Source organism: Prauserella shujinwangii, assembly GCF_003001955.1.
GTDB classification, from domain to species: domain Bacteria; phylum Actinomycetota; class Actinomycetes; order Mycobacteriales; family Pseudonocardiaceae; genus Qaidamihabitans; species Qaidamihabitans shujinwangii.
This window is the reverse complement of record NZ_PVNH01000001.1, coordinates 634,276-648,827: the sequence shown is the minus strand read 5'-3', so window position 1 is coordinate 648,827 and position 14,552 is coordinate 634,276. Positions and strand designations below refer to the sequence as shown.

The 14,552-nt window shown below is 72.5% G+C and carries 11 protein-coding genes; 5 read left to right on the top strand and 6 right to left on the bottom strand.

The genetic code is table 11. From position 1 onward, the window contains the following. Positions 1-3 precede the first annotated feature (3 nt). Positions 4-3,057, bottom strand: coding sequence for an ATP-binding protein (locus B0I33_RS02970; RefSeq protein WP_106176902.1), 3,054 nt, complete (start codon positions 3,055-3,057; stop codon positions 4-6). A 27-nt stretch (positions 3,058-3,084) separates the two neighbouring features. After that, on the bottom strand, positions 3,085-4,098 hold the full coding sequence (locus tag B0I33_RS02965; protein WP_281259336.1) for a zinc-binding dehydrogenase: 1,014 nt from the start codon (positions 4,096-4,098) through the stop codon (positions 3,085-3,087). Positions 4,099-4,234: 136 nt separating this feature from the next. On the opposite strand from B0I33_RS02965, the gene B0I33_RS02960 reads away from it, so the two are divergent. Beyond that, complete coding sequence (locus B0I33_RS02960) at positions 4,235-5,197, top strand: helix-turn-helix transcriptional regulator (protein ID WP_181193153.1); 963 nt, start codon at positions 4,235-4,237, stop codon at positions 5,195-5,197. Here B0I33_RS02960 and B0I33_RS02955 read toward each other — a convergent pair. From B0I33_RS02955 to B0I33_RS02940, 4 genes are all read right to left on the bottom strand, one after another. Continuing rightward, a complete protein-coding gene (locus tag B0I33_RS02955) occupies positions 5,194-6,006 on the bottom strand; it encodes a class I SAM-dependent methyltransferase (RefSeq protein WP_106176899.1) in 813 nt (270 codons plus the stop codon). The genes B0I33_RS02960 and B0I33_RS02955 overlap by 4 nt on opposite strands. Before the next feature lie 18 nt (positions 6,007-6,024). Beyond that, positions 6,025-7,062: a ScyD/ScyE family protein gene (locus B0I33_RS02950; protein WP_146147445.1), complete on the bottom strand. Its 1,038-nt coding sequence runs from the start codon at positions 7,060-7,062 to the stop codon at positions 6,025-6,027. Next, positions 7,059-8,273 carry a cytochrome P450 gene (locus B0I33_RS02945; protein ID WP_106176897.1) on the bottom strand — a complete coding sequence of 405 codons (1,215 nt, stop codon included), beginning with the start codon at positions 8,271-8,273 and terminating at the stop codon, positions 7,059-7,061. Before B0I33_RS02945 ends, B0I33_RS02950 begins: the two co-directional genes overlap by 4 nt. 84 nt (positions 8,274-8,357) lie before the next feature. Further along, complete coding sequence (locus B0I33_RS02940; protein WP_245900405.1) at positions 8,358-9,422, bottom strand: winged helix DNA-binding domain-containing protein; 1,065 nt, start codon at positions 9,420-9,422, stop codon at positions 8,358-8,360. An 80-nt stretch (positions 9,423-9,502) separates the two neighbouring features. Between B0I33_RS02940 and B0I33_RS02935 the strand changes: the two genes are divergently transcribed. The 4 genes from B0I33_RS02935 to B0I33_RS02920 all read left to right on the top strand — a co-directional run bounded on the left by B0I33_RS02935 (position 9,503) and on the right by B0I33_RS02920 (position 14,444). After that, complete coding sequence (locus B0I33_RS02935) at positions 9,503-10,636, top strand: nucleotide disphospho-sugar-binding domain-containing protein (protein WP_106176895.1); 1,134 nt, start codon at positions 9,503-9,505, stop codon at positions 10,634-10,636. Further along, positions 10,633-11,037 carry a hypothetical protein gene (locus B0I33_RS02930; protein WP_146147444.1) on the top strand — a complete coding sequence of 135 codons (405 nt, stop codon included), beginning with the start codon at positions 10,633-10,635 and terminating at the stop codon, positions 11,035-11,037. Before B0I33_RS02935 ends, B0I33_RS02930 begins: the two co-directional genes overlap by 4 nt. Before the next feature lie 107 nt (positions 11,038-11,144). Further along, positions 11,145-12,296, top strand: coding sequence for a glycosyltransferase (locus tag B0I33_RS02925; RefSeq protein WP_106176893.1), 1,152 nt, complete (start codon positions 11,145-11,147; stop codon positions 12,294-12,296). Positions 12,297-12,518: 222 nt separating this feature from the next. Beyond that, complete coding sequence (locus B0I33_RS02920) at positions 12,519-14,444, top strand: AfsR/SARP family transcriptional regulator (protein WP_106177030.1); 1,926 nt, start codon at positions 12,519-12,521, stop codon at positions 14,442-14,444. Positions 14,445-14,552: the final 108 nt, after the last annotated feature.

The following is a 14,552-nucleotide window of genomic DNA, read 5'->3' as shown; positions in this document are numbered from 1 at the left end:
CCGCTAGACGTGCCACGGCTCCGCGTCGGCCGGTTCGTAACGGCAGGTCGTCCCCGTCTCGACGGTGGCCCGCAGGTGCGCGGCCAGCGGCGGGTGACGTTCGTCGAGCTTGCGCAGCGCGGTGCGGATGCGGGCGGCGACGGTCTTGCGGGCACGTTCGGCGGTGTCGCCGAGACGGCGGTCCCGGCCGCAGAGCCCCGTCGCCGCCCGCAGGTGGTGCACGACGTCCTGCCGCTCCCGGTCGAGACGGGCGGCGGTGTCGTCGCGACCGGCGGCGAGCGCGTCCTCGATCCGGCGGTCCAGCGAGTCCAGATGCCGCTTGAACCGGACCTTGGCGGTCGCGTCGATGATCCGGTCACCGCCGGACGACGCCGCCGGCCGCGCATCCCCGGCGACGAGCCAGGTCGCCGGGATCGCCGCGCCGGGGTTCGCCAGCAGCTGGCGCAGATCGTGCAGTCCCTTGGTGTCCGCGAGGTGTTCCTGGCGGCCCGCGAACCGCACGGCCCACACGTCGCCCCGGCGGCGGAACTCCCGTCCCGTCCCCGCCTCGTCCGCGCCGTGGTCACCGGCACCGTTCTGGCCGCACCGGAGGCGCATCCGCTCTGCCACGTGTGGCATCCCGAGGCGGTCGGCGGTGCGCGCGACGGCCTCGGCCTCGTCCGGCCCGGCCGCCGACACCTCGACCAGCCCGGCGCGGGCCAGCACGCTCCACCCGTGGGCGCGCAGGCTGTCCGCCGAGGCCGCGGCCGCATGAAAGCGCCGGATCGCGGAGTCGGTGTCTCCCGCGGCGGTGTCGAGCACCGCCAGCCAGTGGTCCACCGGACCGCTGATGTCACAACCGAACAGGGATACCAGCCACTCGCCCGCATGGGGCGTCAGCAGCGCGCGGGTGCGCTCACGCAGGTCGGCGTCCTGCGTCGCCACGGCGATCTGCGCGCGGAACCGCAGCCACAGCGAGCGCCACTCGCCCGGCACCGCACCCGCGGCCAGCACGTCCCGGTGGCAGCGCAGTGCCGTCTCGACATCGCCGCGGTCGAGGGCGGCGATCCCGACCAGCACGTCCGCGAGCAGCCACGATCCCGGCACGTTCGCCCGCTCGTCCACGATCTCGCCCAGCCTGCCCTGCAGGTCGAGCAGCGCCCACCGGCGCTGCCACGCGAACATCCGCGCCAGCTCGGGGTCCTCGTCGAGGTGCTCGGCCGGCACCCGGTCGGCCAGTTCCGCCGCCTCGGCGAACCTTCCCCGCAGCAGGGCCGCGGTGCTGCGGTCCACGGTGGCGGCGCCGACCCACCTCGGCAGCCCGCTCGCCTCCGCGGCGGCGGCGAAGGACTCCAGCTGGGCGAGGTAGCCCGGGTCGCCCTGCTCCAGCAGCGCCACCCAGCGCAGTGCGCTGGCGAACAGATCCAGGTCCTGGTCCCCGGTGCGCCGCGCGACAGCGGCCATCTCCTCGGTGAGCACCTGCCTGCGGGCCGCCGTGCCCGGCCCCCACAGCACCGCGTGCAGCGCCTGCAAAGTGAACCCCAGCGTGTCGTCGTCACGACGGTCCCGCGCCAGCACCACCGCACGCACCGTCACCTCCCGCACCAGCTCCTCCAGACCGGCATCGGGGGGCGGCTCGCCCACCAGCTCCCGGTGGGCCCGGCGCAGCAGGTCGAGCACGTAGCCGGCGCGCTCGGGGTCGGTGTGCGGCACGGTGAGCGCCACCCGGGCGAGCAGCAGCGGGTCCCGCTCGTCCTCGGCGGCCAGCACCGCCCCGTCGAACATGCGCCACGCGACGCTCTTCTCGCCGCAGGCGTGCTGTGCCTCGGCCAGCCGCAAGCGGATCAGCTGTAGCCGTCGGCCGGGCTCGCAACGGTCGGCGGCCCAGTGGAGGAGACGGACGGCTTCGTCGCCGGCCATCCGCGCGCTCGCCTGCCTCGCCGCGTCCACGAGGAGATCGACGGCACGCCGGGCAGGCACCTCGTCCTCCGCGAGCCACGCGTGCCGCGCCAGGTCCGTGGCGAACACGGTCGCCGCCAGATCCGGGTCGGCACCGGCCACCCGCACCACGGCGGCGTGCCGACGGCGCCGCTCGGCCGGATCGAGCGAGTCGTAGAGGGTGGTGTGCACGAGGCCGTGCGGGAACGACGCGGTGTCGCCGTCCCGGGTGATCAGCCGGGCCAGCATCGCCTCGGCGAGCAGCTCGTCGACGTCGGGCCGCGCCAGGCCGGTCACGGCCTCCAGGAGCGGCACGGCGAACCGGCTCCCCAGCACCGCGGCGGTGCCGAGCAGTGTCCGGGCCGGCTCCGAGAGCTGCGCGAGCCGCTGGCGGACCGACTCCCGCAGCTCCGGTGGCAGGGCGGCCGGAACCCCGGCCCCGTGGCCGAGCCGGGCGATCTGCTCGACGAAGAACGGGTTCCCCCCGGTGTGCCGGTGCAGGTCAGCTGCCGTGCCGGGGTCGAGGTCCTCGCCCGACGTGCGGGCCGCCAGCCGCGCGACCCCGGAGACGTCGAGCCCGGTGAGCGCGACCGTCGTCGCCCGGGCGACCAGCGGCAGCATCGCCGCCCGCAGCCGGTGCCCTCGCCGCTGCACCTCACTGTCACGGTAGGTGCCGACCACCAGCACCCGCTCCAGCCTGGTGTGCCGGACCACGAAGTCCAGCAGCCGGACGGAGGCCACGTCGGCGAGTTGCAGGTCGTCCAGCACGGCCATGACCGGCCGGCCACGGGCGGCGCCGGTGAGCAGGCGGACGACGGCGTCGTGCCGCCGGAAGGTGTCGTCCACGGCGGTGCCCGCCCGCTCGCCCAGGACCGTGGGCAGGTCGAAGCCGTCCGTGTCGCGCAAGGCGCGCACCAGTTGCACCCACGGCCAGAACGCGGGCACCACGTCCGCGTCACAGCACGCGCCGCCCACGACCGTCGCGCCCCGCGCCCTGGCCTGCCCGGCCGCCTCGGTGACCAGTGCGGTCTTGCCGATCCCGGACTCACCGGTGACGAGCACGAAGCCGCCGTGGCCGGCGAACACGCCGGTCACGGCGTCCCGCAGCACCCCGAGCGGGTGCTCCCTGCCGATCAGCATCGCTGCGATTCGGCCGACCGCGGCCGGTCAGTCGTCGCTCAGCTTGACCATCGTGACGCCCCTTGCCCGGCGTCCCAGCTGCTCGACCAGCGCCTTCGGCACCGCCGCGAGGCCACCCTCGACCACGGTCGGCGCGAACACGAACCGGCCGTCCCGCAGCCACCGCCCCAGCGCGGCGGTGAACTCCTCCTGGTCGCCCGGCTCGTAGACACTGATGAACCCGCGGATCGTCATGCCCTTGACGATCACGGTCTCGTGCTCGAGCACCGGGTTGTCCCGCGACAACGTGCCGCAGAGCGCGAACCGCGCACCCTCGGCCGCGTTGGCCAGCGCGGCCGAGAACTGGTCACCGCCCACGTTGTCGAAGAAGACGTCGATACCGTCCGGAGCCAGCTCGGCAAGCCGCTCGGTCAGCGACCCGTCGTGGTAGTCGAAGGCATCGTCGAAACCGAGGTCCCGCAGGTAGTCGACCTTGTCCTTGCTGCCGGTGCTGCCGATGACCTTGGCCGCTCCCCGGCACCGGGCGATCTGCCCGGCCATCGAACCCACGCCCGACGTCGCACCGGACACGAACACCGTGTCCCCCTCCCCGACGCCGGCGACGGTGACCATGCCGCGCCACGCCGTCATGCCGGGCGAGATGAGCAGGTGGTGCTGGGGGCTGGGCAGCGCGTCCCGGTCCAGCCGGGTGCCCTCCCACTCCCCGATCCCGGTGATCGCATACTGCCGGAACCCCTGGTTGTGGAACACGAGATCGCCCTCGGCGACCTCCGGGTGGCGGGACACCACCACGGTGCCGACGGTCGGCGCCCACGGCGGCTCGCCCAGCGCGTAGGCGGGCATCGGCAGATCGGGATTGGGCTCGGTCTCCATCAGGTCCTTGAGCACGACCGACAACAACATCCACTCGTTGCGGACCAGCACCTGTCCCTCGCCAGGTTCACCGACCTCGGCTTCGACCTCGGCGAAATGGTCCTCGGACACATCCGGATCAGGCCGGCCGACCAGGTGCAGTTCGCGAGCCCGAACCGGAACCGCCACGTCAACCACAGGAAATCCCTCACTTCACATCGTCGGTTCTCCCGCACGGCGCGGTGCCCGCACGGGGGTCGGACGTGGGCATCGTATGGGCTATTGAGGCCACTTCCCGGCCGCGATTGACGGGAGAATCGCTGCCATGGCCAACACGAGCACTCGAATGCTGCGGCTGCTCTCGCTGCTGCAGAGTCACCGCTTCTGGCCGGGTGCGGAGCTCGCCACCCGGCTGGGCGTGAGCCAGCGGACGCTGCGCCGCGACATCGACCGGGTGCGCGAGCTCGGCTACCAGGTGACGGCCCATCCCGGCGTCGCGGGCGGCTACCGCCTGCGGCCCGGCAGCAGGATGCCGCCGCTGTTGCTGGACGACGAGGAGTCGGTGGCCGTGGTCGCCGGTCTGCTCACCGCCGCGAACGGCGCCGCGGCCGGGGTCGAGGAGACCTCCGTGCAGGCGCTGAGCAAGCTGATGGCCGTGATGCCGCCGCGGCTGCGCGACCGGATCGACGCCCTCACCGCGGCCACCGTGCCCGCGGTGGTCCGCACGGGGCAGAGAGTGGACGCCGGCACGCTCATCACCATCGCGCAGGCGTGCCGGCACGGCGAGCGACTGCGGTTCGGCTATGTGACGGCGGGCGGCGACCGGACCACCCGTGTGGTCGAGCCGCACCGCCTCGTGCCGCTCGACCGCCGCTGGTACCTCCTCGCCTGGGACCTCGGTCGCGAGGACTGGCGCCAGTTTCGCGTCGACCGCATGGCGCAGCCGGAACCGACGGGCACGCCCTGCGTCTCCCGCGAGGTCCCCGGCGGCGATGCCGGCGCGTTCGTCCGGGCCCGGATCGCCGACAGACCGGCGAAGTACGTGGTCGAGGTGCGGGTGAACGCTGCCGCCTCGGCGGTGCGGGAGGTCGTCGAGCGATGGGGCCGGGTCACCCACCTGGACGAGCGCGAGTGCCTGCTGCGGATGGACGTGGACACGCTCGACTGGCCGACACTCGTGCTGGCCTCGGTGGGCGCCGACTTCGAGGTGGTCCGGCCCCCCGAGCTGCGCGAGCACATCGTGGCCGTGGCGCAGGCGTTGCTGCGCGGAGGTCGTGGGCCCGGCTAGTCTCCCGGCTTCTCGGCGCATACCCCGAGATTCACCGACATGATGTCGAGAAAACCCGGCGTCGTGAACATCTCCAGGACCTCCTCCAGCTCCGCTTCGGCGAGCGTGCCGTCACGCACCAGCAGCGGCCCCACCTGGAGCACGTTGACTCGCGACAACTCGTGGTTCACGGTGCCCGGCTCACCGCCGAACGGGCCCGGCGCGGTGTCCACGACGGGTACCGTGCCCAGCAGCCGCGCCATCAGCCCGGGCAGCTTGCGCGCCCACCGCATGTCCGCGCCGTGCTGTGCGAGTTTCCGTTCCACGCCGGTGAACAGCCGCCGCACCGGCCCGTACGGCGAGGTCTCGGCGGAGAAGAAGTACGGCTCCTCGACCACCAGCCACCCACCGGGCGCGAGCCAACGCGCGGCGGCGGCGAGAACCTCGTCGCGGCGCGCCAGATGGCACAGCACCATCCGGGCGTGGACCAGGTCGAACGAGGCCGCGGGGTACTCGGCGGTGGTGATGTCGGCCTCCGCCACACTCAGGTTGGGCGCGCGGTCCTCGTCGAGGAAGCGGGTGTCGACATCGACCGCGAGAACGGAGCCGGACCGGCACCTCTCGGCCAGCCGGTAGGCGACCGATCCGGCGCCGGCCCCGATCTCCAGACACCGCCACGACGACCGCACCGGCAGCCGGTCGAGCAGGCGCACCGTGTGCGGGTCGAGCACCTCCTCCTGCATCCGGAGCCGGTCCTGTTCGGTCGGCAGATCCTTGCTCAGGCACCCCGCGCTGTACGACGCGGCGTGGGTGGTCGTGCTGTCGGTCATGACTCCTCCGGAGTTCGCTCAGCCGGTCGTGACGCGGAGAACCTCGCCGGCGCCGATGGATATCCCCTTGTTGGAGACGTAGAGCACGCCCGGGCCGGGCGCGGCGACCGAGGTCGGGTTCTCCAGCAGCCCTGCGGCGATCTCGGTGCGGCTCCCGTCCGCGCCGATCCGGGTGAGCCTGCCGGTGGGGTCGCCGCTGAGCACGCCGTTCTTGGCGTACTCCAGCACCAGCAGGTCGCCTTCGGCGTCGAAGGCGAGATCCGACACGTGAGTGAACCCGGTAGCGTGCACGGTGACCGGTGCGCCGGGTTCGAGCCGCAGCACGCGGGCCTGTCCAGGATCGTTGAACGCGAACTCGCCGACGTAGAAGGCACCGTCGGGGCCGCGGACGACGGTCGTCGGCTGCCGCAGCGTTCCCTCCAGGGGCACGGTCCCGATCCGGCCCCGGCGGTCGACGGTGTGCAGGCTGCCGGTCATGGCGTCCGTGACGTGAAGCCGGCCGCCATCGGCGTGCAGGCCCCACGGCTGGCTCCCGGCCCCCGGACCGCGGTGCCCGGCGATGTCGGCGAACGCCGCCCACCGGCCGTCCGGCCAGGCCCGCACCACCTGCCCGAGCGCGGCACCGACGGGGCCGAGCTCCGGCCGCACCGCGACATCCCCACCGAAGCCCACCGACACCAGCACCGGGCCACTCGGGCCGAGCGCGACGTCGTACGGCCCGAGCGCCTCCTGCAGGTCCGCGACGTAGAGCGACGGCAGGCCGGTCACGATCCGCCGTTGGCCGCCACAGGCCGCCATCGTCACCGCGCCCGTGGTTCCCAGGCAGCCCTCGAACCCGCCGAGCACGGGTACGCACGGTCCCGCGCCGCCGCGTCCCGACTCGGCCACCAGGACGCCGCCACCCGGGAGGGGTGTCAGCCCGCGTGGTCCGTCCAGTCCGGCGGCGATCACCTCCACCCGCTCGGCGGACGCGGAGACCGCGGACGCCGTCGGCGCGCCCGCCAGCAGCAGCACGATCAGACCGACGAGGGAGGTCATCGTCGGCGCGGGGCTCACCACGTCACCGGCATTTCGTAGACGCCGTACATGATGGCTCCGTCCTTGTAGGACAGTGCATCGATCGGTTCCGCCATCCGCAGCGACGGGATGCGGCCGAACAGCGTGCCGAACACAACCTCCAGTTCGAGGCGGGAGAGGTCCGCGCCGACGCAGAAGTGCCTGCCGAATCCGAAGGTCACATGGTGCTGCGCCGTGCGACGGATGTCCAGCGTGTCCGGATCGGGGAACGCCGCGGGATCCCGGTTGGCGGCCGCGCCGACCGCGATGATGCCTTCACCGGCGCGGATCACCACGCCGTCGAGCTCGATGTCCTCGGTCGCGACGCGGGACGTGGCGAGGTCGGCGACGGTGAGGTAGCGCAACAGCTCCTCCGCGGCCGACGCCGCGAGGCCGGGGTCCTGCCGGAGCAGCGCGAGCTGGTCGGGGTGCTCCAGCAGCGTCATCGTGCCGAGCGAGATCATGTTGGCACTGGTCTCGTGCCCGGCGACGAGAAGCAGGCGGGCGAGGCTGACCAGCTCCTCCCGGTCGTAGGCCTCCTCGGCGCGGTACTCGGCAACCAGTTCGCTGAGCAGGTCAGAGCCCGGGTCGCGCTCCTTGGCCACCACCAGGTCGTGCAGAAAGCCTTCCAGCTCGATCAGGCCGGTGCGGCGCTCCTCCGCGGAGCTGGCCCCGCCCATCATCATCCGGGTGCGCTCGTGGAAGAACGGAAGATCGCTCTGGGGCACCCCGAGCAGCTCGCAGATCACGGCGGTCGGCACGGGCAGGGACAGCGCCTGCACCAGGTCGGCCGGTGGCCCCGTCTCGAGCATCCGGGTGAGGCAGTCGTCGACGACCTGCTGGATGTGCGGGCGCATCGTCTTGACGCGCTTGGTGGTGAACGCCCCGGCCACCCTGCGGCGATGCCGGGTGTGCTCGGGCGGGTCCATGCCCAGAAACGACGCGTTGGTGCGGAACTGGGGAGGGACGGGAATGAAGTACGGGAAGTTCGGGTCGGCCCGGTCGGAACTCAGCCTCGGGTCGTTGAGCACCTGGCGCACCAGGTCGTACCGGGTCACCAGCCACGCCGACGTGCCTGTCGCCAGCTCGACCCGGGCGACCGGCTCGGTTTCGCGCAGCATCGCGTAGTGCGCGGGCGGGTGGTAGGGGCACTCACGGTGCCACGGGAACGGGGGTAGGTCGGTCCTGAGCCGGTGATGCGTCTGCGTCATGAGCTTCCTCCGTGACAGAGAACGGAAGAAGCGTCGCCACCACCGCATGAGTCACGCTCGAACGCGACTGGAGACGTACGGCGGTCAGCCCAGACGCACGCGCCCTTCGTCGGCGTCGGGCGCGGCGAACGCGAGCAACCGCAGGCCTTCCCCGGTCACCCGATCCCGGTCCGCGGCGCCGATCGGCTCGAACGGCTCGACCTCGAGCGTGGCACACGCACCGTCACGCCGAATCCGCCAGGTTCCGCGCACCACGCCGTCCACCAGCAGGGTGGCGGCGACGCCGGCACCGACACACACCCTGGACCGGACCTCCCGGGTCATCACCCGCGACCGATCATCGTGGGCCAGCAGCAGGTTGTCGTACTCGGGCAGGAATCGAGGTGGCGCCGGGACATCCGGGCCGGGGCGTGGCGCGTCGGGCAGATCGAACAACTCGCGCCCCTGCTCGTCGTGGAACACCGCCAGCCGGGAGCGGAGGGAGTCGACCACCTCGCTCAACCTGCGCAAGCCCGACCAGGCCTGGACGTCGCGTACGGTCGCCGGGCCGAACGCCGCCAGGTGCCGCACCACCACCTGAGCCGGATCGGCCGTGGCCGTGGGGGCGCCCAGCCAGTCGTCGGCCAGTGCCATCGGAGTGTGCCCCCCACGCCTGCCCCACACCCCGTCCGGTGGGGGATGGACGACCGGCGCGAGATACTGGAAGGACCACGCCAGCGCGCCCGGCTCGTGCTCCGGCCAGCGCTCGGCCAGGAGCCTGCCCAGCTGCGGACGGGTGAGCGTGCGTCCCCGCAACAGCTTCGTGCCCACCTCCACCAGCTCCGCCAGGTCCACGCCGCGGGTGCGGCGGCCGAACGCGCTGCGCTGCACGCGTTCGAGGACGGGCCGGAGCGTGGGCCGCAGTACCTGGAAGTCCTCGGCGGTGACGAGGTGCTGGGTGTAGCGCATCAGGCACGCCCGCACGACCCGTCGTGCGTGCAACAGCTCGGTCAGTTGCTCGGCCCGGAAATCCTCGACGCGCGCCCACAGACCGAGGTAGGGGTGGTCCGCGGCCTGTGCGTTCAGCCCGGCCAGCGCCGCCACGGCGGTGTGCGGCGCGATCGGGTGCCGCCGCAACAACAGCTGGCGGGCCAGGGTCGCCCGGTTCACGGCGCGGAGGCTCAGCGGTTCGCGGGACGGAGCGAGTTCGGCTCGAGTCTCCCTCGTGCGCTTGTTCATACCTTCCCAGCATGAGGATGTTGGTCACTTCCGGTCCCGCGCACCCACTGTACTTTCCCGTCGTCCCGCTGGCGTGGGCCCTGCGGTCGGCTGGTCACGAGGTGCTCATGGGCGTGCCCGAAGGTTTCGCGGACACCGTCCGGTCCTCGGGCCTGCCGATGGCCCCGACCAGCGGCCCGTTCCACATGGCCGACGTGATGGCACACGACCGGTCCGGCACGCCCATCCAGCGGCCCACCGACGATGAGGAGATGACGGTCGCGGTCGGGCTGGGCTTCGGCAGGCTGGCGGCCCGGGTGGTGGACGGGGTGTGCGCACTGGTCGAGCGGTGGCGACCGGACGTCGTGCTCAGCGAGTCCTACTCGTATGCGGCGGCGGCGGCCGCGGCAGCCGTCCACGGCGTGCCGTGGGTCAAGCAGACCGCGGGGCCCGGTGAGCTGCCGATCGCCAAGTGGGTGGCCCAGGAATTCGCACCCGAACTGGAGCGCCTCGGCATCGCGGAACTGCCCGAGGCGGACCTGTTCATCGACAACAGCCCGCCGCTGTTCCGCTCCCCCACCTCGACCGGCGTGCCCATGCGTTACGTGCCCTACGGTGACCCCGACCCGGTGCCGTCCTGGGTGCTGGAGCCCCGGGTCCGGCCTCGGGTTCTCGTCACGCTCGGTTCGATCCAGCCCGCGGTGGGCGACCTCTCCACGATGGCGGACATCGTGCGCACGCTGTCCGCCGAGGACGTCGAGATCGTCGTGGCGGTCGACGACAGCCTGGTCGAGCGCCTGGGACCGCTGCCGGAATCCGTGCTCGCCGCGGGCTGGCTCTCGCTGACGTCCGTGCTGCCCGGCTGCGACCTCGTCATCCACCACGGGGGTCCGGGTACGTTGCTGGCCTCCGTCGCGCACGGGCTTCCCCAGGTGATCATTCCCGGACCGGGCAAGGCCCACGACGCCGTGCGCGACCTGGTCGGCTTCGGCGCGGCGGTGCGGCTGCCGCCCACCGAGGTCACCCCCGGCTCGGTCGCCGCGGCGTGCCGGACGGTGCTCACCGATCCCGGGTTCCGCGCACGCGCGGGCGAGACGCGGGCTCAGCTGGCCGAGCAACCGTCGCCCGCCGAGGTGGTTCCCGCACTGGAAAGGCTGGCTCGATGACACCCCCGCGACCCCCTGAACAGCCCCCGGGAGCCGCCTGCTCCGGCGGGGACGACACCCCGGTCGGCACCTGGACGGCGCGGGTGCGCCTGCCGCAGGACACCGTCGAAGCGGAGTTCCGGTTCACGGCCGCCGGCCACGTCCGGCTGACCACCCGGGCCGGCAGCACCGGCTCGGGAACCTGGACGCCGACCTCCGAGGCAGGCTTCGCCTACCGCATCAGGGAGAACCTTCCCGGAGACAACGGCAGCGCCGGCTGGATCGCGGTGGAACAGGAAGCCGTGCTGCGGCACGACCGGTTTCACAGCTACGGCACCTCCACCGTGCACGACCGCGACGGGAGCCCGGTCGTCACCGCCGACGTGACCGTGTCCGCGAAGCGGCTGGCGCCACCCGGCTGAGCCGGGACGCACGGCGCGGCGGCACCTCGATCGCGGTTCGAGTCCTGGTCGAGTGCGGGCAACGACGCTGTGGCGCAGACGACAAGCCGGAATGACACGGAGACGACATGCGCCTGTTGTTCATCACCTGCGGCGGAGCCACCGTCCAGGCACTCGCCACCCTGGCCACCGCCGCGCGGACGGCGGGCCACCAGGTCATCGTGACCTCTCAGGAGGAGAGCGTCGACGCGATCGCCGCACTCGGCCTGCCCGCGGTGTCGGTGACACCGTTGACGTTCGTCGAGGCGATCTTTCACGATCGCGAAGGGCGTCCCGTACCGCCGCCCCCGGACGCCGACAGTGAGTGGGTGTTCGCAGGCCAGGGATTCGCCCGGATGGCCGCCGCGAGCTATCCGGCGGTGGACGAGATCGCCCGCGACTGGAAGCCGGACATCGTGGTGGGCGGAACCCACTCGCACGCCGCCGCACTCGTCGCCCGCCGGCACGGCATCCCCTACGTGCGGCAGGCGTGGGACATGCACGAGCGAGACGAACGCGCGGTCCGCCCCGCCGCGGAGGAGCTGCGGCCCGAGCTGACCGCGCTGGGGCTCGACGCCATTCCCGAGCCGGACATCGACATCGAGATCGCGCCGCCGAGCATCCTCCCCGGGAACCGCCGGCCGGACAGGTTCATGCGCTGCCTGCCGACCAACCACCAGCGCCCACTGGAACCGTGGGTGTACCGGAGGCCCGAGGGCCGCAAGCGGGTGCTGATGACGACCGGGTCACGCGCGGCGATGGATCCGGAACACCTCGGTGCCCCGTTCTTCGGCCGCATGCTCGACGTGCCTGCACTCGCCTCCGACGACGTGGAGGTGGTGATCGCGACGATGGACGAGATCGCGGCCGAGCTGAGATCCGCCCGACCCGACGTCCGGGCCGGCTGGGTACCGCTGGATTCGGTCACGTGGACCGCGGACCTGTTCGTCCACCACGGCGGCGGGGTCACGGCGATGACGGCGCTGGCGGCGGGTGTGCCCCAGCTGGTGCTGCCGGAGATCTACGCGACGGCCGAGGCCTTCTACCGCGTGGACCGGCTCGGAGCGTCGATCACCTTTCCCAACAACCTCGAACCGGTGGAGAACGTCGCGGCCGCCTGCGAGAAGATGCTGTCCGACCCGTCGTACGCGGCGCGGGCCGCCGAACTCGGCGAGGAAACGTTGGCACTGCCCGCACCGGGCGAGGTGCTCGGGTCACTGGAAGAGCTGGCCGGGCGGTGACCGCGATCCCAGCCCGGGCCACACGCGAGGGTGTCCATGCCACTTTCGATACCCGACCGCGAACTTCCGGCGAGCACCGGGAAACTTTCGGCGCCGATCGTCCTGACCACCCGCGGAGCCGCCCCTAGGGTCGGACGAGTCGGCGACAGGCAATCCAAGACCCGTCAACATGGGGACATCGTGGGTAAGCCAGTATATTTCCGGGTTCTCGGCTCGTTGGAGATGTTGTCCCGTACGGGGGACAACATCGTCCCGTCCGCCCTGAAGCCGCGTCAGGTCATCGCTCTGCTCGTGCTCCGCCGCAACTCGGTCGTTCGCACGTCGGAGCTCATCGACGAGCTGTGGGAGGAGAACCCTCCGGTCAGCGCGATGACGACACTCCAGACCTACATCTACAAGCTCCGCAAGCTGTTGCTGGAGAACGACTTCGGCGGTGCGCTGCGGACCCGGGCCGGAGGGTACTGCCTGACACTGCCCGATTCCGCGGTCGACCTGCACCGCTTCGAACAGCTCGCGGACCAGGGCCGGGCCGCGCTGGACGGCGGTGACCGGGAGCGGGCCTCCGCCCTCCTCGGTGAGGCGCTGTCCCTCTGGCGCGGGCCCGCTCTCGCGGACGTCACCACCGGGAGCCTGCTGTCGGCGTACGTGACAAGGCTCGAGGAGATCCGGTTCCGTACGCTCGAGATGCGGATCCAGACGGACCTGCACCTCGAGCGGCACAACGAGCTGGTGAGCGAACTGAAGTCACTGGTGGTGACCCACCCCCTGCACGAGCAGTTCCACCTGTCGCTGATGACCGCGCTGGTTCGTTCGGGACGGCGGCACGACGCGCTGGCCGTGTACCGGCGGCTCCGGGAGAACATGATCGACGAGCTGGGGCTGGAGCCAGGACAGGAGCTGCAGCGCCTGCACCAGTCGCTGCTGTCGTCCGCGCCCTCGCCGCAGGCCCGCGCGGCACCCCCGTCCTCCCCGTCCGCGCCGCCACCGCCCGACCGGCAGAAGGCGCCCCGCCCAGCCCCGCCGGCGCAACTCCCGCCGGACATCGCCGACTTCACCGGGCGCAAGGCACTGCTGGCCGCTCTGGTGCAGGTGGTGAGCGAACCCGGAACGGTACGCACCGCCACCCCGATCGTCGTGATCAGCGGCATGCCGGGCGTCGGCAAGTCGGCACTCGCGACACACCTGGCCCACCAGGTGCGGCAGCGGTTCCCCGGCGGGCAGCTGCACGTGGACCTGCGCGGGTCCACGCGAGCACCGCGGGACCCGGCGCCGGTGCTGTCCCACCTGCTGCGCGCGCTCGGTGTACCCGGCGACGAGATCGCGGACGGTGCCGAGGAGCGGGCCAACCAGCTGCGCTCGGCCACCGCGGGACGGCGGGTGCTGGTCGTCCTGGACGACGCCGCGTCGGAAGGGCAGGTCCGGCCGCTGCTGCCCAGCAACCCCCACTGTTCCGTCATCATCACGAGCAGGCACCGGCTGTATGGCCTCGCCGGTGTCAGCAGTACCCTGCTGGACCCGTTGACGCGGGGCGAGGGCGTCGAGTTCCTGGGCCGGATCATCGGTCCGGAACGGGTGCGGGAGGATCCGTCCGCCATCGAGCGCCTGGCCGACGCCTCAGACGGTCACCCGGTCGCGTTGCGCGGCCTCGGCAGCAGGCTCGCCAGTCTGTCGACCTACTCCGCGGGGGCGCTGGCGGACGAGGTGAGCCGGTCCGACCAGGTCCTGGAGGAGTTCGCCTTCGGCGACCACGACGTGCGGGCGTGCTTCGACTCGAGCTACCATCGCCTCGACGCGGCGCAGCAGGGATTCCTCCGCCTGCTGAGCGCGCTGCCGGTGCCGGACTTCACGGCGGCGGCCGTCGCCGAGCTGCTGGGCCGGGATGAGACGGTGACCCGGCGGCTGCTGGAACACTGCCACGAGCACCACTTCCTGAGGATCGTGCCCGGCCCAGGGCGACCGCGGTACACGTTTCCCCGCCTGGCACGGGCCTACGTGCGGGAGCGTCTGCTGGAGACGTTGCGCACATACGCCGAGGCGGACCGCGTTCCCCGCCAGCGTCAGCTCCTGTCCGAGCCGGCCGGGACCGGCCGCTCCCCCGGGACGTCCCCGAACAGCGGTGGTGTCGCCGAGACAGGCAACCGCGGCTGACCGCATACCGTCCACAACAGACGGAATGACACCCCGGGCGGGTTCCGGACGCGCCTGCTGAGCGGGCCGGCGTTCGCGCGGCCCGCCAGCACACTTCCGCCTCGGCCG

Coding starts and splice junctions, on each gene's coding strand:
- B0I33_RS02945 (WP_106176897.1), bottom strand. CDS start 8,273: ATGACGCAGACGCATCACCGGCTCAGGACCGACCTACCCCCGTTCCCG.
- B0I33_RS02935 (WP_106176895.1), top strand. CDS start 9,503: ATGAGGATGTTGGTCACTTCCGGTCCCGCGCACCCACTGTACTTTCCC.
- B0I33_RS02925 (WP_106176893.1), top strand. CDS start 11,145: ATGCGCCTGTTGTTCATCACCTGCGGCGGAGCCACCGTCCAGGCACTC.
- B0I33_RS02960 (WP_181193153.1), top strand. CDS start 4,235: ATGGCCAACACGAGCACTCGAATGCTGCGGCTGCTCTCGCTGCTGCAG.
- B0I33_RS02920 (WP_106177030.1), top strand. CDS start 12,519: ATGTTGTCCCGTACGGGGGACAACATCGTCCCGTCCGCCCTGAAGCCG.
- B0I33_RS02930 (WP_146147444.1), top strand. CDS start 10,633: ATGACACCCCCGCGACCCCCTGAACAGCCCCCGGGAGCCGCCTGCTCC.
- B0I33_RS02955 (WP_106176899.1), bottom strand. CDS start 6,006: ATGACCGACAGCACGACCACCCACGCCGCGTCGTACAGCGCGGGGTGC.
- B0I33_RS02970 (WP_106176902.1), bottom strand. CDS start 3,057: ATGCTGATCGGCAGGGAGCACCCGCTCGGGGTGCTGCGGGACGCCGTG.